12 protein-coding genes and 1 rRNA gene are annotated in these 20,324 nt (G+C 48.7%); 10 read left to right on the top strand and 3 right to left on the bottom strand.

Features of this window, described 5'->3' with window-relative positions:
* Nucleotides 1–169: 169 nt before the first annotated feature.
* Nucleotides 170–694, top strand: coding sequence for a hypothetical protein (locus tag NSQ38_RS03850; protein ID WP_339787206.1), 525 nt, complete (start codon nt 170–172; stop codon nt 692–694).
* Between the two features lie 145 nt (nt 695–839).
* Here the strand turns inward: NSQ38_RS03850 and NSQ38_RS03845 are convergent, their stop codons facing one another.
* The gene (locus NSQ38_RS03845) at nt 840–3,860 is read right to left on the bottom strand and encodes a DEAD/DEAH box helicase (RefSeq protein ID WP_339790389.1); all 3,021 of its coding nucleotides are present in this window, start codon (nt 3,858–3,860) and stop codon (nt 840–842) included.
* Between the two features lie 5 nt (nt 3,861–3,865).
* On the bottom strand, nt 3,866–5,644 hold the full coding sequence (locus tag NSQ38_RS03840; RefSeq protein ID WP_339787204.1) for an SWIM zinc finger family protein: 1,779 nt from the start codon (nt 5,642–5,644) through the stop codon (nt 3,866–3,868).
* Between the two features lie 280 nt (nt 5,645–5,924).
* Here NSQ38_RS03840 and NSQ38_RS03835 point away from each other — a divergent pair, with 280 nt between their 5' ends.
* The gene (locus tag NSQ38_RS03835; protein ID WP_339787202.1) at nt 5,925–6,743 is read left to right on the top strand and encodes an endonuclease/exonuclease/phosphatase family protein; all 819 of its coding nucleotides are present in this window, start codon (nt 5,925–5,927) and stop codon (nt 6,741–6,743) included.
* Nucleotides 6,744–6,905: 162 nt separating this feature from the next.
* On the opposite strand, the gene NSQ38_RS03830 is transcribed toward NSQ38_RS03835, so the two are convergent.
* Entirely contained in the window at nt 6,906–7,733 is an 828-nt protein-coding gene (locus tag NSQ38_RS03830; protein WP_249913659.1) for a methyl-accepting chemotaxis protein, read from the bottom strand.
* 565 nt (nt 7,734–8,298) lie between these two features.
* Between NSQ38_RS03830 and NSQ38_RS03825 the strand changes: the two genes are divergently transcribed.
* The 8 genes from NSQ38_RS03825 to NSQ38_RS03790 all read left to right on the top strand — a co-directional run bounded on the left by NSQ38_RS03825 (nt 8,299) and on the right by NSQ38_RS03790 (nt 20,215).
* On the top strand, nt 8,299–10,542 hold the full coding sequence (locus NSQ38_RS03825; protein WP_339787200.1) for a glycoside hydrolase family 88 protein: 2,244 nt from the start codon (nt 8,299–8,301) through the stop codon (nt 10,540–10,542).
* Nucleotides 10,543–10,885: 343 nt separating this feature from the next.
* Entirely contained in the window at nt 10,886–12,226 is a 1,341-nt protein-coding gene (locus NSQ38_RS03820) for an ABC transporter substrate-binding protein (RefSeq protein ID WP_339787197.1), read from the top strand.
* 47 nt (nt 12,227–12,273) lie between these two features.
* The gene (locus NSQ38_RS03815) at nt 12,274–13,224 is read left to right on the top strand and encodes a sugar ABC transporter permease (protein ID WP_051450025.1); all 951 of its coding nucleotides are present in this window, start codon (nt 12,274–12,276) and stop codon (nt 13,222–13,224) included.
* Nucleotides 13,221–14,069 carry a carbohydrate ABC transporter permease gene (locus NSQ38_RS03810; protein ID WP_339787195.1) on the top strand — a complete coding sequence of 283 codons (849 nt, stop codon included), beginning with the start codon at nt 13,221–13,223 and terminating at the stop codon, nt 14,067–14,069. The genes NSQ38_RS03815 and NSQ38_RS03810 overlap by 4 nt, the downstream gene beginning before the upstream one ends.
* Nucleotides 14,070–14,097: 28 nt before the next feature.
* Nucleotides 14,098–15,966 carry a histidine kinase gene (locus NSQ38_RS03805; protein WP_339787193.1) on the top strand — a complete coding sequence of 623 codons (1,869 nt, stop codon included), beginning with the start codon at nt 14,098–14,100 and terminating at the stop codon, nt 15,964–15,966.
* The gene (locus NSQ38_RS03800) at nt 15,963–17,567 is read left to right on the top strand and encodes a response regulator (RefSeq protein ID WP_339787190.1); all 1,605 of its coding nucleotides are present in this window, start codon (nt 15,963–15,965) and stop codon (nt 17,565–17,567) included. Before NSQ38_RS03805 ends, NSQ38_RS03800 begins: the two co-directional genes overlap by 4 nt.
* A 52-nt stretch (nt 17,568–17,619) precedes the next feature.
* Nucleotides 17,620–18,165 carry a GNAT family N-acetyltransferase gene (locus NSQ38_RS03795; protein ID WP_339787188.1) on the top strand — a complete coding sequence of 182 codons (546 nt, stop codon included), beginning with the start codon at nt 17,620–17,622 and terminating at the stop codon, nt 18,163–18,165.
* Nucleotides 18,166–18,662: 497 nt separating this feature from the next.
* Nucleotides 18,663–20,215, top strand: a 16S ribosomal RNA gene (locus tag NSQ38_RS03790).
* Nucleotides 20,216–20,324: the final 109 nt, after the last annotated feature.

Below are 20,324 nucleotides of genomic sequence, written 5' to 3'. Positions count from 1 at the left end.
TAAAGAACAATCTAGTCGTAGTAAATATGCCCGTAAGAATGCACTTTTACTTATAATGCCCTGTTTATTTTACTCATATTGTAAGCGGAGGTAGGCGTGTGTAAGGGATCTCGAAATTAATTCAAATTTGAAGTTAATTTGATTGAACAACTAGTACTTTTGATTTAGAATGACGGAAGATACCAACAAAAAACTGGTACATATTACATATGGACTCGGAGGAACAGTCATGAAACGTTCAGGTAAATTTTTCGCTTCATCCGTAGTTGCTGCTGTCGCTGCAGTATCTATCGTCTCTTCAGCTTCAGCGAGCACAGTTTCCGTCTCCAACATCTCTGGCGTAACACCTATCAACTTTAGCAGTATGGATATCGAAACAGCTTTGATGATGGTCCAACAAGAACGTACCAAATTACTGGATGCTCAACTGCAAATGCAAATTCAGGAGGTACAGAAACGTAATCAACAGATCGCGGATTTGAACGCTCAATTGCAGATCGCCCAGCAAAACGGGGATGAAGCAGCTGTTCAAAAGCTGAAAGGCCAAATTGATGCTGCAAGCAATTCCCAACAGATGGACATGCTTCGTCTGCAATCCATGTCCAACAAGCGTAATGAAGCATTTGATGTTATGACGAACTTTATCAAAAAAATGCAGGATTCAAGATCATCCATCATCGGTAACATGCGTTAAGAACGGATGATTAACTGCAACAAGACAAAAAAGAGCGGAGCCGGAATTTTAATTCCGAAACTTCGCTCTTTTTGTGTTTCTTATTTATTTTATTTGATTTCTCTGAAATCTGATTTTTGGCCTGTACTGTAAATCTTCTATTAAGTTAGCCCGACCAGTCACGACGCCGAGTGAACAGATCTTTCAGCTCGTCTGTCGACAATTCCGTAATCCAGTTCTCGGAGCTTGTGATGATGTTATCGCTAAGCTGCTGTTTGCTCTCCAACATCTCGTCGATCCGCTCCTCCAGTGTGCCAAGAGAGATGAACTTATGCACCTGAACATCCTTGGTCTGACCCATCCGATAAGCCCGGTCGGTGGCTTGATTCTCAACAGCCGGGTTCCACCAGCGGTCAAAGTGGAAGACATGATTGGCTGCGGTCAGATTCAACCCGACACCGCCTGCCTTGATGGACAGAATGAAGACGGACGGTTGTTTGTCCTCAGGCAATGTACGGGATTGGAATTCCTCAATCATACGATCCCTTGCTGTCTTGGATGTGCCCCCGTGCAGGTAAAGCACAGGCTCTTGCAACTCCTGACGCAGTACCTGTTGCAGCATCTGTCCCATACCGATATATTGGGTGAAAATCAGGCATCGCTCGCCCTCGTCTCGTAATTCCCGGACAAGCTCCATCAGTCGTTCCAGCTTTGCGGAGCGGCTGATCAGCATCGCCATATCCTGCGGGCTGTACACGTCATAAGCAGATGTCAGTGCACCGTCTTCGGGCAGTTCCTCCGGCAAAGCTTCTTTCGTTAACAGCAGAGGGTGATCACACAACTGTTTAAGCTGGGTTAACGCCGATAGAATTGCACCTTTGCGCTTGATGCCTTCCAGCTCTTTCATTTTATCCATCAGGGCCTGCACGGACTGGTCATACAATGCACTTTGTTCGCCCGTAAGGTGAATGTAAGTTTTCATCTCGTTTTTGTCCGGCAGATCAAGCTGGATATTCGGATCTTTTTTCTTGCGGCGTAGCATGAACGGTTTCACTAACTGCTGCAGATCCTGCATCCGTTGCTCATCCTTATCCTTCTCTATGGCACTAATGAAGCGAGTCTGGAATGCTCGGGCACTGCCCAGATATCCTGGATTGGTAAAATCATAGATCGACCACAGCTCAGACAACCGATTCTCGATTGGTGTGCCTGTCATGGCAATGCGGTGTTTCGCTGGGAAACTGCGAACAGCCAAGGACTGTTTGGTCTGAGCATTCTTGATATTCTGCGCTTCATCGAGACAGATGCATGACCACGTATAAGTCTGCAACATTTCCTGATCCAGTGTAGCTGTAGCAAAGGACGTGATGATAATGTCCACTTGTTCTGTCTGCTCCCGGAATTCTTCCCCGCTTAACCGGCGTGCTCCGTAATGCAGGCTGACATGAATGGAGGGTGCGAAGCGGCTAATTTCCTTTTGCCAGTTGCCCAGTACGGAAGTTGGGCAGATCAGAAGTGCCGGAGCCTGGCCCGGCTTACGTGGTTCATGTTCTTTGATGTGTAACAGATACGTAATGAACTGAATGGTTTTCCCGAGACCCATATCATCGGCAAGACATGCCCCAAGGCCGAATCTGCGCAGGAAACCAAGCCATGCAAAACCTTCCTTCTGATACGATCGCAGCTCGGCATGAAGCCCTGTTGGAATGGGCAGAGAAGGTGCGCCACCTTGTCCGCCCCCAAGTTGTGCAATAACCCGGTTCAGGTGCTCATTCAGTTCTACTTCCAGCCGAATGTTCTGATCATCCTGTGGTTGCTGCTCTTCCTCGGTTTGTTGTCCTTCCTTCCATTTCTGGTTGCGATATTCCCGTTGCTCATTATGCAGCAGATGCAGGTGCAGAATATCCTGGAATGAGAGTCCCTGTTCCCGATCTACACCGCCCATGGCACGACGTATCTGTTCCAGCAGGTCGGGGTCGAGTGGAACCCATTCTCCGCGGAAGCGAACCAATCGTTCATTACGGGCAACAAGGTCGGCGAATTCATCTTCGCTGAGATCTGTGTCACCAATCGCAATTCGCCAGTCAAAATGAATAATCGAGTCCAGTCCAAAGAACGACTGTCCCCGTTCACTGCCTTCCTCCGGCTGCACCTTAGCACGCAGCTTTGGTTTCTTCTTACGGGCTGCTTCCCACCAACCAGGCAGCAGAACTTGCCAGCCCGCTGCGAGCAACCTGCCGCTATCCTGCGTCAGGAACTGCCAGGCTTCCTGATCTCCCAAAGGATCACTCAGCACATCCCGCCTACCACTAATGGAGCTTCCAAGACGCGGCAGATGTGCACGCAGCTGATCCAGCCATCCGGCGGAGCGATCCAGAATGAACGGTGTCCATACCTCTGGCCATTCGCCTTCAAGTCTGCCGCGTGAATCCAGCATGACGGGCACCAAGATGGCGGCATCCAGCTTGTTCTGCAACACCAGTCGCAGCCGCCAAGATGGCTCATCCTCGTCTGGCTCCTGCAACTGCAGCATGGGTCTGAATGGTGCGGCATCTGCTTTCCAGCCAATGGATACAAGCCAGGACTGAGCATCCATCCCTGCTGTCTTGGGTAGAGTGCCGCGCTCTGGGAACAACTGCGGGAATTCACGCCGCAGATCGGTTGCCGCTTCCTCCGAACTGTACCAGCGCTGGAACACAAAGGCGGAGTAGGCCGCCCCAAGCCCTTCGGCATAACTCTCGTCCGTCTGTTGAATCGCTTTAGTAAGCGATGCCCGATCCTGCTTTTTCAAACTGTCCGAGTCCCAGGTCCATTGAAGTTGTCCTGCGCGATAGGCCTCAAAGCTGGGTACGTATTTGCGCTTCTCAATGGAGGCTGCGAGTGCTGGAGCCAATCGAATCAGATGTTCCGCTTGCTCGTCCCACTTCCATTCAATATGAAGTAGGGTATGCATCTCGGCAAAGAAGGGAATCACTTCTTCCGCAGGTAGAACAACCAGCTCAATCTCTTCGATCTGCCGAACTTCCAGTTCGGTACCGTAGAAGGAAGGCACATGCCAGGCGAACAATCGCTGCTTAAGCGACTGTCCCGATACAAAGTGGTGTGTGTTGAGTGCTCCGTAAAACAAAGCATCGCCATATCCGGTTAAAGCGACGTGAACCTCAATCGTTTCAGTGTAAGGATGAATTAAGCTCATGAGATCAGTTTACCTTTCCGAAGCTCTTCCTGCAGGGCGCGCAGCCGACTGTTACGAACGGCGAGTGTGGTGATGAATTGCTCCCAGTGCTCTTCTTGCTTCAACTTTTTATAGATTTTGGACAGACGTTTCAGCAGCTTCACCGCCGCTTTGTATCCATCCCTGTTCTTGTGTCCGATATAACGCTCCACCGCCTGGTGATAGAAGGGGAGCAGCAGTTCAGGTGCATCTTTTTCAATTGGTTGCAGCATGGCTACGCGGAATTCGAGAGGTTCCGTTCCCGTACTCAGCTGAAAATCAATCCACCTGCGCCACTGTCCACGCGAATGCATGGCATCCTCGTAGGCGGGGCGGGAGTGGGGAAGCATACTGACAAGCGTGTCCCACATGCGGTTCTCTGTATCGGGCAGATGCTGAATGGCCGTGTCCCACAGATGCATGTAATCATTCAAAGGCGTATTACGCCGATTCGCCAGCAGGGGACCAAGTTGTACCAACCAATCCCCAAGCCGCTTCCATTCAGCCAAATCTGTGAGTACATGGAGAAAATGCAGCAGATGTTCTGGCGGGATGCCATAGGCTGAGCTTCCATGGACGAGTCGTTGCCACGCCTGATCATCCTGCCCCAGATGGAAGTGCATCCAGCTCTGCGCGAGTACTAGCGGCAGGGGCAGTGTTACGGCTTTGCCTGGTCTATCACTACTACTTCCATTACTTTGAGCGCTACGCAAGACACTTCCACCTGACTGGGAAGGTGTCGAAGCGGCGGTTATATTGCGCTCTATATCATTTAAGATAGCCTGTTCCGACGCTAACATGTCCCGCGACCCTTGAAGCTCAGGTACGATCCAGTTCAACCACAGTTGTCGATAGATCGGAGTGAAGAACATCATGCTGGCTGTCTCAGGCATCATCTGTTTACGTAAATAAGCTGAGGTTTCAGACAGTCTGCTCCAAATTTTTTCAAGCTTGCTTCCCTTTAGACCCGAAAGGTCTAGTGAATGGTTAAAGATTCGTTCAATGTCTTTCTGAAGTGCATCCACCGCGAGCTGGGCAGGGTAGCTCAAGTACACGGGGGTATGCGTGATGGAGTTACGAGCCGGAGGCACGCAGAATCGGATGAGGTGCAGCTGCACATGTAGTTCAAAAAGTTGGTCCATCGCAGCGGTCAGTCTTGGCTTAATGGCATACAGCTCGTCCGTTGCTTCTTGCACGTAGGATGTGCTTGCGGTGCCGGTACCCAGCCGTCTCAGACAGGAGTGGAATAACTCATGCCATTCCGAGATTTCGAGATCGGCAAGCTCTGTTGCACGCTCCTTGATCTGGCTGTATTGGTTGTCCGGAATATCCATATCCTGCTGTTCATCGGCATCTGCATAGCTGGATAGTCCTGCGGACATGGCACCGACGGGTTTAGTCGTTTGTTTGAGCGCAGTACTGGAGTGTGCATTCACAATCGCATGCACAGGTCGCTCCAGTTGCTCGGCATAACTCATCAATACAGCCGTCATATGTTTGCATACGGAACTCACCGGACAGGTACAATGACTGGTAGACAGAGATTGCATGCTCAGGGTGACCTCATATTCTTCCGATCCTTGTACAACGGCCGAGATCCCTTGTTGTTCGGAATAGGTTAATGGTCCGACACGTTTCTGTTTATAATATTGGAATCCGCGCATGATCGTCAGGTTATTAAAATGCTCTGCAACTTGCCTGATCAACTGTTGCCACTGCGCATCATCCATTCTCATGTTATTGGGTATGTTCATCATTCCATCTCCTGGGGTAAACATAGGTTCAGTAATCACCATGTCTATGACGTGATGTTGTAAATTTGTTGTATCCATCATATCAGTTATGAGCCAATCCGTGCATGGGTTATGAAGAATTTGAAGTTATTTTAGACCAACTGGAATCAGGATGAACACGTCGGTTCTGCTGGCGGCCGACATGCAAGAATGCACCATATTGTGTATGCTTATGGTATGTATTCCTATCAGGAACGATGCAGGCCGGGGAAACGGCCATATTACACACAACAGGAGAGAGCATATGAAAATACTTACGTTAAACACACACGCTTGGGCGGAAGAGAATCAACTGAACAAGATCAGTCAACTGGCTGATTTTATTAATACACATCAATTTGATGTGATCTCCATGCAGGAGGTCAACCAATCCATGCAGGAAGCGGCGCTTTCTGAAGAAGAACTGAAGATGTATTATGCTACTGAATCCGATGCTGTGATTAAAAAAGACAACTATGCCTACGTCCTGCTTCAGCAGCTGACAGAGCAATATCACTGGACGTGGATTCCCGCGCATGTCGGGTTCCAAAAATACGATGAAGGACTGGCGATCCTTAGCCGGACGCCGATTACACAGGCTTTTGGGGAATACGTGTCCCACATGCGGGATTATAACAATTACCGTACACGCAAGATTGTGGGAATCCAGACGGTCGTCCAAGGTGAAGCAACCTGGTTTGTGAACGGACATTATAACTGGTGGGATGATGCGCAGGAACCTTTCAAGGGACAGTGGGAGTTGACGGAGAGCAAGCTTGCCCCCTACATGGATCAGCCGTTATATATAATGGGTGATTTTAATAATGTCGCGGAAGTGCGTGATGAAGGTTACGATTATATGATGAGCAAAGGATGGAATGACTTGTACACCACAGCATTGCAAAAGGATGAAGGAGCAACCGTGGTGAAGGCCATTGCCGGCTGGGCAGATAACAAACGCGATCTGCGGATCGACTATATTTTCTCCAATCGTCCGATTCAGGCTAAATCTTCTACCGTGGTCTTGAACGGTAAAAACGGACCGGTCGTATCTGACCATTTTGGCGTAGCTGTAGAGATATAACAGCCATTTGACCATAAACCATAAAGGTGATATCACCGCAAATACGAAACAAAGCCTCCGCTGACTTCCTGCAAAGGGAAGTCGCCGGAGGCTTTTCGCATTCTAAATCATTTTCTATGTACATTTCATATCGTTTGTTCTTTCTGTTGTGGAACTGTATTATTATTCGAGCGCCAGCATCTGATGTACAAACTTTTTCAGATTCGCGCTTGTCTCACTAAGCTGTTCGATACTTTCCATGAACTCGGTAACAAGTTTGGCCTGATCCACTGTTGCAGTTGTAATCTGACCGATCTCCTGCTCCATATGTTTCATGGAATCTTGTACACTACCGAGGGATGTTTCGATATCAGCTGCTGCTTGTTTCGTGTGATCCGACAGCTTGCGTACTTCACTGGCAACTACACCGAAGCCGGCTCCCTGATCGCCCACACGAGCTGCCTCGATCATGGCGTTGAGTCCAAGCAGATTGGTTTGTTCCGATACTTCACGAATGACGTTTGTTACTTTAGACACACTGACGGAGTTCTCTGAAGCTTTTTTGGAGTTGCGTAGAATCTCTTCCGATGTCGCGGAGAGTTCTTCGGAATGTGCTGCAATCTGCTGAATGCCGCCGACGAGCGCATTAATGGTCGTTTCATTTTCACGGATCAGCGTTTCCAGTGTCATGTGACTGTCCAGTGCGTAGTTCACACCCAATATACCCACGACCTGATCGTTTTCCTTAATGGGAATAAGGATGGCGTCGAAGGGTCTGCCTTGCAGATCACCAGGCATACGTGCCACGGTACGCGTATCCTTGTTGGTGAGCATTTTGAAATTTTTATAATCGTCATGCAGCTCATCTCCAACCTTCACGCCAATCTCCAGACTTTTTGCTTCGGAAAAATACAATACTTTCTCATGATCATTAATGGATATGGATATGTCGTCACGGAACATTTGGCTAACAAAAGGCATAGCATTTACCAGAGATTCAAGAGTATTCAATGTGCATCTTTCCTTCCCGTTACAAAAAGTGGAATTTTTCAATCTATATAAGTTGAACTAAAGATATATTCACACGTGCACTCCGATGACAGAATAACCTTCCAATCGCTGTTATCTCCAGATTTTTTTGATTCCCTTTTCTCAAGGGAAAAATCCGGTGATAAAGGCGAACGCTTCGCTTTTTCAGGTTTTTTCTGTCCTCTACGTTTCTGTGTAAATGATTAGTTCAACTTATATAGTCTCTATATCGGTAACATTTTCCGTTTTTTTGAATTAATGTCCCAATGAAGGTGTAATTGGCGAAGGAAAAACCGAATTTCCTGATTTTTTGTAAGCGTAATCAAAAATCTGTAGCCACCACAGAACATGTCAGTTATACTGGGATTATTAATTGGTGTCTGAGTAAACTAGAAGGTATTAACGTTCAGGACAAGGGAGTTTCTTACGAAGGTTAAGCGCTATATCTCCTGAAGCTGTTATAGCAGAATACGGATCTGGCCTGCCCAGGCGAACGTTTTATTTCGGATAAGATTTTATTTCAACGCGAGAGGGATGTGTGCCATCAATGACGACCTATTTCAGTGAACCGCAGAGCATGTATTACCGATTTGGAGAAGATCAGGATCAGGTGCTGAAGGTGCTGGCCGAGAGGTATATTGGAGCCAATGCGCAGGCTGATTTTGTATATCGGGTATTTCAGAAGTCTGGTATTTTGCAAAATGAGAAAGGGCTTTATGATCTGAATTTAGGTAAACGCTTTCCTGATGCACCTAAAGACCATATATCCTACGCAGCTGCACTGGTTTGGGGTGACGAGGACCGAAACCTGGATGTGCTGGTCCGTTGTTATGGCCCTGTTCGTTTCTATTTCAATGAGCAGTTGGTCTATCGGTCTACCGTAATGGATGAGATTAGTCCTGATGCAACGGTGAAGCTCAGCATTGACATCAAGCCCGGTTGGAACACCATTTGGCTGGAAATGAAAAATACTCCTGCCGGATTTGGCTGCCAGTTCGGATCAGATGAAGGTAAAGTGCGAATTTTGAATGTATTTGCTCCATTTCAGGAGAGACAGGGGCAAGCGGGGTGGGTATTCTCCCAACCGAACCCAGTCGCGAGTAAGCAACTAGACCTGCTTGGAAAAGAATCAGACTACAGCTTGAACTGGCTGCCTGAGACAGGCTGGTCTGATGAAGATAAAACCAAGCCAGCTTTCGAACGAATATACGGAAATCTTCCTGGAAAACATGCTTATGCTTGGACCCATCTGAACAATAACGATTCAACCGGAAGTCAGGTACGATTGTCAGGTCAATCCTCCGGTTCTCTAAGTATTTGGATTAGCGGCAAGCCTGTGGCGCAAGTGAAAGAGGCAGGACCGTTCGAGGTGGATGTACCAGCCTCTTTTGGACGGAGCGACCTGCTTGTCCGAAGTGAATGCAACGCTACCGAGGGACCTTGGCATTTTAATTTGAACGCAACCGTTTCGGGTAAGCCACTTTCACTGGAACTTCCTCAGCGTGTGCACGGTGCTTCCGGAGAGTCTTGGTTATATGTCGGCCCTTTTGAGTCGGAGGTTGAACCGGACTTGGCGGATCTGACTCGAACGGACCGAGTGTATCCAACGGGGCAAGGACAGACATATTGGCGCTTAGATCGACCGGATGCTTGGATCAGACCTTATTATGAGAACGCGATGTTAAGCAACAAATGGACAGTGGGCAGTGTGACCAATTATGGTCGCTGGGATTATCCATTGGGTGTCACTGTATATGGTCTATTACGGACGGGGCGTTATTTGCAAAGACCGGACATTACACGTTATGCGGCTGAGCATGTGCAGGCCTGTACCCAGATGTATGAATACTCCTTATGGGATCGGGAGCAGTATGGTTTCCCGGCAGTCAATCAACAATTGGTCATGCTGAAAATGCTGGATAACTGTGGTTCTTTTGGTTCGGCCATGCTGGAAGCGTATTCAGAGTGTCATGAACCAACGTTTCTTCCGATTGCTGAACGGATTGCAGATTTCATGCTTTCCCGCCTGGAACGGCAGGAGGATGGGGCATTTTATCGCACATGTGTAGGGGAGTATGCCGAGAATACCATGTGGGCAGATGACCTCTATATGAGCACGCCGTTTCTCGTTCGTTATGCACGGGTGACAGGCAACTCAGCCGCATTGGATGAAGCCGCCAGACAATTTTCACTGTATCGGAAGTATCTGTTTATGCCTGAGTTCAAGATCATGTCCCATGTGTATGATTTCAAATACGGACAGGCAACGCAGATTCCATGGGGACGGGGGAATGGCTGGACACTGTTTTCCTTGACGGAGGTACTGGAAGCTTTGCCGGTAGAGCATCCAGAGCGCCCGGCTCTAATTAATTTCTTCAACGAGCTGTGTGAAGGGTACGCGGCACTACAAGGGGAGAGTGGGTTGTGGCATCAGGTGTTGAATGATCCGCAGACGTATGAAGAAGCCTCCTGCACGGCGATGTTTGCCTATGGTTTTGCGAGAGGTGTACGCTTTGGCTGGTTCAAAGACCCTGAAGTTTATGTCACGGCTGCCGAGCGGGCTTGGAAGGGACTCATCTGCAAAGCTATTGATCGTCAAGGGAATGTCCATGGCGTGTGCAGTGGATCACGATATGCGTTTACGGCAGAGTATTATGATCAGGACTTGCGTACCGTCACCAATGACAATCACGGAATAGGCATTATGATGCTGGCAGGAACTGAGGTAGCCAAAATGAAGGAACTTCTGGCTGAGCACAGGGTGTCTTCACCAGCCGTCTCACACTCCTGACAGACCATATCTATACGGAATACAACGGGGTTGGGTGTTAACAGCTCATCGCCACGCAATGAGTCTGATTGATGTAAAGGAGATACGAGGTCTGATTTTCATACTATCGTTCCTATACAACAAGTTGTCTTCTGCTCCACGTAGTACGGTTGAATACCCGTAATCATATCTGAGACGGGAACATCACCGCCGGGAATGGTATTCCCGGTGGTTTTTGATTCCTTCAACTCCTTACTTTTTTGACAGGAAAGCTTACTTTTGTTTATGTCATGTGCAGCAATGGACCGATACAATAGATTTTGTAAGCGATTCCATAGATGTAAGAAGGGGAGGAAATTCATTTATGATGATTACAAAAAAGTGGGTAACCCTGTTCTGCCTGTCCCTGTTATTGTTCGCTACAGCCTGTTCTGGAGGGGCCACCGATACACCATCTTCTTCTGGAGAAGCAAGTGGAAGTGAAGGAGATTCATCAGGCAAGATTGAACTGCGCATGACCTGGTGGGGATCACAGACAAGACATGATTTGACGACCAAAGTCATTCAATTATTTGAAGAGAAACATCCGGGAATCACCATTAAACCTGAATATTCCGGTTGGGACGGTTACTTTGACAAGTTGACTACACAGGTAGCTGGTTCGAATGCACCGGACATCATCCAGATGGATTACGCCTTTTTGACTGACTTTGCCCGGCGTGGTGCCTTGCTTGACCTAACCCCGTTTGCAGAGAGCAAAGAGCTGCGGACAGAGGATCATGATCAGAGCATGATTACAGCCGGTTCGATTGACGATAAATTATATGCGATTACCCTCGGAGTAAACGCACCAGGTGTCATATATGACGCCACCGTATTTCAGGAATTAGGTATAGAAGAACCACAAGAGAGTTGGACGTGGAAGGATTTTGGGGATATTGCGACCAAGATTGCCGCAGCCAAAGGTGAGGGGTTCTATGGATCTGCAGACATTTCCGGTACAACGAACATGTTTGAAGTGTTTATTCGGCAATCCGGGAAAGGATTGTTTGATGGTGGCACAATGACCGCTACCAGCGAGGAGCTTCAGCAATGGTTCGATATGTGGAGCGCACTACGCGAGAATGGTGGAGTGACCACAGCGGAGATAACGGCATCCGCAACCAATGCGCTGGAGACACGCCCGATCTCACTGGGCACAGCTGCCATGGATTTTGCATGGTCCAATCAATTGCTGACATTCCAGCAGGTGAACAAAAACCAGGATCATAAGCTTGGCATACAAGTGCTTCCGCATGGTGTAGGTGAAAAGCAAATCGGTGAATATCTGAAACCAGGCCAGTTCCTCTCCGGTTATGGCAAAACCAAACATCCAAAGGAAGTTGCCATGTTCATTGATTTCATGGTCAATGATCCAGAAGCAACCGCTATTCTTGGTTCTGAACGTGGGGTGCCAGTCAATTCCAGCATTCGTGAACAGATGCAGCCAACGCTGCCGGAAGCGGAGCAAACCATTTTCCAATTTATCGATACTGTATCGAAGAACTCCAGCGAGATTGACCCGCCATACCCGCAAGGATTTGCTGAAGTGGACACAAGTTTCAAGAGCGCAAGCGAGCAGATCGCCTTCGGTCAAGGCAATACGCCAGATGTCATTGCCCAGTTTATTGAAGGAGCCAAGGCTGCGCTTGGATCGAGTCAATAATAATTGAAACTGTCTCAGACTTCTAATTCTGCGGGGAGGTTGCGAAGATGACGACATCACAGGTCGGTCAAGCCCGAATCGAGCGTGTAGCTACCCGGCGGGTAAAACGGAGATATGCGCATAATGGAGCCGCACTTCTATTTCTCGCCCCATGGCTTGTCGGATTGTTATTTCTAACCCTTGGTCCCATGTTGGTATCCTTGTACATTTCGTTCACCGATTACAGTATCCTGGCCGCCCCTTCCTGGGTCGGTCTGGATAACTACACAACGATGTTTACATCGGATAAACTGTTCACCCAGTCGCTCAAAGTCACCTTCACGTATGTCGCTGTATCCGTACCGGTCAAATTGATTTTTGCGCTGCTTGTAGCGATGTTGCTGAACAAAGGGATTCGAGGGCTCGGTATTTACCGAACAGTGTATTACATCCCGACATTGCTTGGAGGTAGCGTGGCGATTGCAATGTTGTGGCGTAAAATGCTGGGTGGGGACGGGCTGCTCAATAGTGTTCTTGCCATGGTGGGCATTAAAGCGCCCGATTGGGTAGCGAATCCGAAGTATGCCCTGTACTCCATCGTGCTATTATCCGTGTGGCAGTTTGGATCATCCATGATTATTTTCCTGGCAGGCCTGAAGCAGATTCCACCCGAGTATGATGAAGCCTCAGCGGTAGATGGTGCAGGTCCTCTGCGGAGATTCTTCTATATAACGTTGCCGATTCTGTCACCCGTTATCTTTTTCAATCTCGTGATGCAGCTGATTACGTCTTTTCAATCGTTCACACAGGCTTTTGTTATCAGTAATGGTAGCGGAGGACCAGTGAACTCAACCTTAATGTACTCTCTGTATCTGTACAAAAAAGGATTCTCATTCTTTCAGATGGGTTATGCTTCCGCGATGGCCTGGGTGCTGGTCATCCTGATTGGCGTATTTACATTGCTCGTATTCCGCAGCAGCAAGCTGTGGGTGCACTATGAGGATGGTGGGAAATCATGATTGGACAACGGAACTCTACAGCATGGGTCGTCAGCAAACATGTGTTAATCTCAGGCATCGCCTTTGTCATGCTCTACCCGATCCTCTGGATGCTGGGCAGTTCATTCAAACCGGGACATATGATCTTTACGGAGACCTGGTTCTGGCCACAGGAATGGAATTGGCAAAATTACATGAATGGCTGGTCGGGAATTCAGGGCAACCCGTTCTCCCGGTTTCTAACTAACTCTGTCATTCTATCGCTTGGCGCGGTGCTGGGCAATGTGATTTCCTGCTCTATGGCGGCGTATGCCTTCGCCCGACTGAATTTTCGTTTCAAAGCCATCTGCTTCGGCCTGATGCTCATGACAATCATGCTGCCCCATCATGTGACGCTGATCCCGCAGTATATTCTTTTCAACCACCTGGAGTGGGTGAATACGTATCTGCCGCTTGTCGTGCCAAAATGGCTCGCGACCGATACCTTCTTCATTTTCCTCATGGTACAGTTCTTTCGGGGATTGCCCAAAGAGCTGGATGAGGCGGCAACTATTGATGGATGCGGTCCTGTGAAAATATACACCAAAATCATCATTCCACTTGCTTTCCCAGCGCTGGTTACCACGATGATTTTTACGTTCTTGTGGACATGGGACGACTTCTTCAGTCAGTTGATCTACTTGAGTGATGTGAGCAAATACACCGTGCCGCTGGGTCTGCGTCTGTTCCTTGATTCCAGTTCTCAATCCGATTGGGGTCCGATGTTTGCCATGTCGGTGTTGTCGTTGGTGCCATGTTTCATTGTATTTATCGTGTGTCAAAAGTACTTCGTGGAAGGAATCGCGACCTCTGGGCTCAAAGGGTAATTCCAAGACGAAACGAGTTGATTTTTCCATGGGGAAAGGAAGATGGTCTTCATTCATTAATCAAAAGCTGCAACAAAGCAAGCTCTCCACGTTGATGGTGACTTGCTTTATTGCGTTTAACCTGTTGCTTGTCTCGGTTGTTGTCTGGCTGGCATATCAGTCTTTCTCCGCGGTCACATTTGCCGAGATTAGCAAAGCACGTCTGGCCCTTCTGAACGAAAGTACACGTCGGGGATTTGATTTCATCACAGGGGTAACAGGAACCGCCTACGGTTTGGCAAGCAATCGGGAACTGTCCAATCTGCTCGAAAAGGCCGATACAGGCAGACTTGCACAGATTCACCAGCGGAGAGAGGTCTCTCGAATCCTGGATCATACCATGGTTGTGAGTGAAGGCATCACCTCCATTGAATTGTATACGGATGTCTTTAATGAAGTGACAGTCACTATGGCTGATCGCATATTTCCGGTGGACACCATCACCCACGACTCTTGGTTTGCTACGCTGGAAAAGGCTGATGCAGCTTGGGTTCCGTTGCGTGAGAACGAATCGGGCCAATCCCTGGTCGGATACGCTCAGCGAATTTTTGATAGTCGGGGCGGAACGGTTGCCTATGTGCTCATTCGACTGAGCAGAGCGGACATCGTACGCAGGTTTGCTGATGTACCCATGGTGCTTGATGGAAAAGTGCTGTTGGTCGATACGGCTGGTAATGTCGTAATGCAGATGGGGAGAGTTGATCCAGCAGGGCAGAATGGACGAGCGGATAGAAGAAATGAAGCGAGTACAATTCAAGAAACGGGTGAGGCTGTAAACTCATCTTCTTCTATTATAGATAGCGCATGGATTCAGGAACATGTCCAACCTGGTGAAGACGGATATGAAGTGGTTTCCGGCCAACCCGGAGGTGCTCAATTGGTGCTGTACTCCAGGCCAGCCATGCTTCAGTGGCGCCTCGTACAGACTATTCCGGTATATACACTGTTATCTCCGCTCAGACAAGCGGGCTGGCAGATCCTCGGCATCGCCGTGCTGGGACTATTATGCTCGGCTGTGCTTGCGTACCTGTTTGTAAGGCAGATCATCCGCCCACTGCGACAATTGATCAAGCGAATGAGACAACTGGAGAAAGGGGACTTCGATACCCGGGTGCAACTTTCGTTTACGGAGGAATATGCCCACTTGGCTTATGGCTTTAATCACATGGCTTCACAGCTCACAACGCTGATGGAACAGGTGAAGGAGGAGAGCCGAGCCAAGCGTGAAGCCCAGACGGGCTTGCTTGAGGCCCAGATCAAACCCCATTTTTTATACAATACCCTCGACATGATCCACTGGCGCGCACTCGATTACGAAGCCAAGGATATCAGTCGCATGATTGTGCAGCTCAGTAAGCTGTTACGGATCGGACTGAGTGGAGGGAGATTGTTTATTCGGGTTCGAGATGAGTTGGAGCATGCCCGTTGCTACGTGAACATACAGGCAGAGCGGCTGCCGTTCTCCATTCAATATCAGGAGCAGATCGATCCGCGTATTCGCGGTTGTTACATTCCCAAAATCATTTTGCAGCCCTTTATCGAAAATGCCGTTATGCACGGGCACCCTGAAGAAGGTACACTTCGAATTCAGGTGCATATGCACGAAGTGGAAGGCCCGTATGAGGATATCGTCATACGTATCATGGATAATGGGCGGGGGTTGCCGGAGGGGTGGAAACTCGAAGAGACGTGTGGCATCGGTGTAAGGAATGTACATCAGCGCATTCAGCTTTATTGTGGGAAGAGGTATGGCGTTCAACTGGGCGATAGAGAGTCAGGTGGCGTGGAAGTGACTATTACGCTGCCGCGTATTGAGACCGACGAGCAATTAAATCTATGGCTGGACGGTGAAAAATGATGAAGACCATTATGCTTGTTGATGACGATCCTCATATTGTAAAGGCATTAACAGATCATATCGATTGGCCTTCTCTGGGCCTCAGCATTGCAGGCACTGCTTCCAATGGCTTGGATGCGCTGGAGCTGTTTCACCGCATGCATCCAGATGTCGTTATGACTGACGTCTATCTACCAGGGATGACCGGGCTTGAGATCACACAGACGTTGCGACGTGATCATCCCCACCTGCCGATCATCATTCTTAGTGGATATGATGAATTCGAGAACGCCCGGGCAGCCATGCGCTGGGGGGTGAATCACTTTTTGCTGAAGCCGGCAGAGGTTGAGGAGATTGAGTCTGTGCTGCGTGAGGTGCTGCTGGAACAAGATGTGCGAGAGCGGCATGAGCGGCTGGAGCGGACGTACAAGCAGGAGGTTGGACGGGTGCTTCCGTATTTGCGCAAACAATTCCTTCACGAACTGCTGACTACGCGATATCGGGCAGAGGAACTGCCTAAAGAACGCATGGACTATATAGGCATTCATATGTCCTCACAGACACGCGCCATCAGTCTGCAACTGAATCGCCCCGTATTTTTGACACGGATGAAAGAACGGGATTGGCAGCTTCTCCGCTATGGGGCGGCCGATATTATTCAGGAGACGGTGAAGGAGCAAGCGGCGCACACGAATGGTCAGGTAGAGATCGTTGATTATTCGGATCAGGTATTTGTGTTGCTTCTATTAGGAGATAAAGATCATCTGGAGGAATGTCTGCCACTTGTGGAGCGGATGATCGATCAGATCTTTACGTATCTGAAAATTGAAGTGAGTGCTGGAATCGGGAGATCCAAGAGTCACCCCTGTGAGGTGATAGATTCTTATCTCGAGAGCAGGGAAGCGGTTGAAACAGCAGAGTTTCAAGGTGGAAGTCGTATCTACCACTATGAAACATCAGAGGAAACAGAACCAAGTGTGACCGATTATTCATTATTGCTTCGTCAATGGAACGAGGCTTGGGCGGATATTAGACCTGATCTGGCGGAAGAGGTATGGCATCATATTTGCCTTTTGCTGAAAGAGGGCAACTGTGTTGGCATACAGGATGTACAGGTGGTGGCCGTCAGTCTGTTTGACACGTTGATTCATAGCTGGAACCGACTTCACCCGATGTTACCCCCGCCGCTGACGATGAGTGATTTTTTGCGTGAAATTCAATCGAAATATGCGTTGCATGATCTGGTAAGCTGGATGGATCGTATTATCTGCAACTGGCTGGAACAGATACGCAAGGAGATGGGCGAGAAGAAAAGTAATAAACTGATAGAGCAGGTGAGACAGTATGTGGAGCTGCATTACGCTGAAGAGATTAGTTTTGAAGCAATAGCCAAGGGACTATTTGTACATCCGAAGTATCTGAGTCAACTGTTCAAAAGGGTGACCGGTGAGAATTTTGTGAGTTATTTGAACGGGTACCGAATTCAGAGAGCGTTGGAACTATTGCAGTCGGGACATTACATGGTATATGAGGTAAGCGAGATGACGGGGTTCCGTAATGCGACGTATTTCAGCCAGGTGTTCAAAATGCTGACGGGCAAGAGTCCGTCTGAGGTTGGGTAGAGCGATACAGGTACAGTATTTTAAATAAAGTGGAAGAGGCGGAATGGTTCTTATGATGATCAATCAGCAGGAATATAACATTAAAGGCTTATCTTACTCCATTAGATCGGCAGAGGAAAAAGATGCTGAGGCCCTGTCTTCACTTCGTGTACAAATGGACGGGGAAACCGAGAACATGGATCGTGAAGAGGGCGAGGCGTATATCGACGCAGCCGGGTTTAGGCGGATCATACATTTGGACACTGAGAAATCACGGAATCTGTTCCTTGTTGCTGTAGTGGCGGGCGAGATTGTGGGGTACTCCCGATGTGAAGGCAGAGAGTTGAAGCGCTTTTGCCATAAAGTTGAGTTCGGCGTGTGTGTAACCAGAGAGTTCTGGGGATATGGGATTGGCAAGAACTTGCTGGAGAAGTCGATAGAATGGGCAGACCAGACTGGTGTAGAGAAGATGACGTTGAACGTGCTGGCATCCAACGATAAGGCAATCGAGCTATATCAAAAGTGCGGCTTTGGGATCGAAGGCATTTTGAAAAAGGATCGGCGACACGCGGATGGACAGTATCATGACACGATAGTGATGGGCAGGTTCAAAGACTAATAGTAAAAAGTGAAGAACACAATCCTATACTTGTATTGAGACAGATTAGACCGGTGAGTGTATATAGGATATAGTAAGAGAATATTGCCATTGGAAAAAGAGATTATGAAGAGATTGAATCATATATATAATCAGTTTCCGAATGGGATATTTTACAAGTAGTAATTATATTGTGTATATGATATATTCTATTTCCGGCCAAAAAAACACGAGAAACAAAGTGCCGCAGGCAAAAAAAATAAGCTTCGAAAGAAACTTAAAAAAAGAGCTTGCTAAGTTGGTTCGGAAGTGTTATGATATAAAAGTTGCTGAGGAGAACAACGCTCGGTAACAAAAACAAGTTTGATCTTTGAAAACTGAACAACGAGTGAGTGAACATTCTGCTTGCAGAATGAACGCGAAAGTTCGAGACAAGCCTTGGCTTGAATCGGCTGGAGCACAAATGAGATTTTTAATCTCGTCAGATTCAAAATGAGCTTATCGCTCTTTTCAATACTTTATTGGAGAGTTTGATCCTGGCTCAGGACGAACGCTGGCGGCATGCCTAATACATGCAAGTCGAGCGGACTTGAAGAGAAGCTTGCTTCTCTGATGGTTAGCGGCGGACGGGTGAGTAACACGTAGGCAACCTGCCCTCAAGTTTGGGACAACTACCGGAAACGGTAGCTAATACCGAATAGTTGTTTCCTTCGCCTGAAGGAAACTGGAAAGACGGAGCAATCTGTCACTTGGGGATGGGCCTGCGGCGCATTAGCTAGTTGGTGGGGTAACGGCTCACCAAGGCGACGATGCGTAGCCGACCTGAGAGGGTGATCGGCCACACTGGGACTGAGACACGGCCCAGACTCCTACGGGAGGCAGCAGTAGGGAATCTTCCGCAATGGGCGAAAGCCTGACGGAGCAATGCCGCGTGAGTGATGAAGGTTTTCGGATCGTAAAGCTCTGTTGCCAGGGAAGAACGCTTGGGAGAGTAACTGCTCTCAAGGTGACGGTACCTGAGAAGAAAGCCCCGGCTAACTACGTGCCAGCAGCCGCGGTAATACGTAGGGGGCAAGCGTTGTCCGGAATTATTGGGCGTAAAGCGCGCGCAGGCGGTCATTTAAGTCTGGTGTTTAATCCCGGGGCTCAACCCCGGATCGCACTGGAAACTGGGTGACTTGAGTGCAGAAGAGGAGAGTGGAATTCCACGTGTAGCGGTGAAATGCGTAGATATGTGGAGGAACACCAGTGGCGAAGGCGACTCTCTGGGCTGTAACTGACGCTGAGGCGCGAAAGCGTGGGGAGCAAACAGGATTAGATACCCTGGTAGTCCACGCCGTAAACGATGAGTGCTAGGTGTTAGGGGTTTCGATACCCTTGGTGCCGAAGTTAACACATTAAGCACTCCGCCTGGGGAGTACGGTCGCAAGACTGAAACTCAAAGGAATTGACGGGGACCCGCACAAGCAGTGGAGTATGTGGTTTAATTCGAAGCAACGCGAAGAACCTTACCAGGTCTTGACATCTGAATGACCGGTGCAGAGATGTACCTTTTCTTCGGAACATTCAAGACAGGTGGTGCATGGTTGTCGTCAGCTCGTGTCGTGAGATGTTGGGTTAAGTCCCGCAACGAGCGCAACCCTTATATTTAGTTGCCAGCACTTCGGGTGGGCACTCTAGATAGACTGCCGGTGACAAACCGGAGGAAGGTGGGGATGACGTCAAATCATCATGCCCCTTATGACCTGGGCTACACACGTACTACAATGGCCGGTACAACGGGCTGCGAAATCGCGAGATGGAGCCAATCCCAACAAAGCCGGTCTCAGTTCGGATTGCAGGCTGCAACTCGCCTGCATGAAGTCGGAATTGCTAGTAATCGCGGATCAGCATGCCGCGGTGAATACGTTCCCGGGTCTTGTACACACCGCCCGTCACACCACGAGAGTTTATAACACCCGAAGTCGGTGGGGTAACCGCAAGGAGCCAGCCGCCGAAGGTGGGATAGATGATTGGGGTGAAGTCGTAACAAGGTAGCCGTATCGGAAGGTGCGGCTGGATCACCTCCTTTCTATGGAGAATCGTTTCCCGAGTGGAAACATTCAAATAAGCAGGTTCTTCGAACCTGCACAGCGATTCATTTCGGTCCATCACTTCGGTGTGGATGAAATGAAGAGCAA

Source organism: Paenibacillus sp. FSL R7-0313, assembly GCF_037969885.1.
GTDB lineage: Bacteria > Bacillota > Bacilli > Paenibacillales > Paenibacillaceae > Paenibacillus.
The sequence above is the reverse complement of the archived record's forward strand: the minus strand, read 5'-3'. Positions and strand labels throughout refer to the sequence as shown.

Excerpts from the sequence above, each read along its gene's own strand:
- NSQ38_RS03810 (WP_339787195.1), top strand. The coding sequence starts at position 13,221 with ATGATTGGACAACGGAACTCTACAGCATGGGTCGTCAGCAAACATGTG.
- NSQ38_RS03805 (WP_339787193.1), top strand. The coding sequence starts at position 14,098 with ATGGGGAAAGGAAGATGGTCTTCATTCATTAATCAAAAGCTGCAACAA.
- NSQ38_RS03815 (WP_051450025.1), top strand. The coding sequence starts at position 12,274 with ATGACGACATCACAGGTCGGTCAAGCCCGAATCGAGCGTGTAGCTACC.
- NSQ38_RS03795 (WP_339787188.1), top strand. The coding sequence starts at position 17,620 with ATGATGATCAATCAGCAGGAATATAACATTAAAGGCTTATCTTACTCC.
- NSQ38_RS03840 (WP_339787204.1), bottom strand. The coding sequence starts at position 5,644 with ATGATGAACATACCCAATAACATGAGAATGGATGATGCGCAGTGGCAA.
- NSQ38_RS03825 (WP_339787200.1), top strand. The coding sequence starts at position 8,299 with ATGACGACCTATTTCAGTGAACCGCAGAGCATGTATTACCGATTTGGA.
- NSQ38_RS03820 (WP_339787197.1), top strand. The coding sequence starts at position 10,886 with ATGATGATTACAAAAAAGTGGGTAACCCTGTTCTGCCTGTCCCTGTTA.
- NSQ38_RS03835 (WP_339787202.1), top strand. The coding sequence starts at position 5,925 with ATGAAAATACTTACGTTAAACACACACGCTTGGGCGGAAGAGAATCAA.
- NSQ38_RS03850 (WP_339787206.1), top strand. The coding sequence starts at position 170 with ATGACGGAAGATACCAACAAAAAACTGGTACATATTACATATGGACTC.
- NSQ38_RS03800 (WP_339787190.1), top strand. The coding sequence starts at position 15,963 with ATGATGAAGACCATTATGCTTGTTGATGACGATCCTCATATTGTAAAG.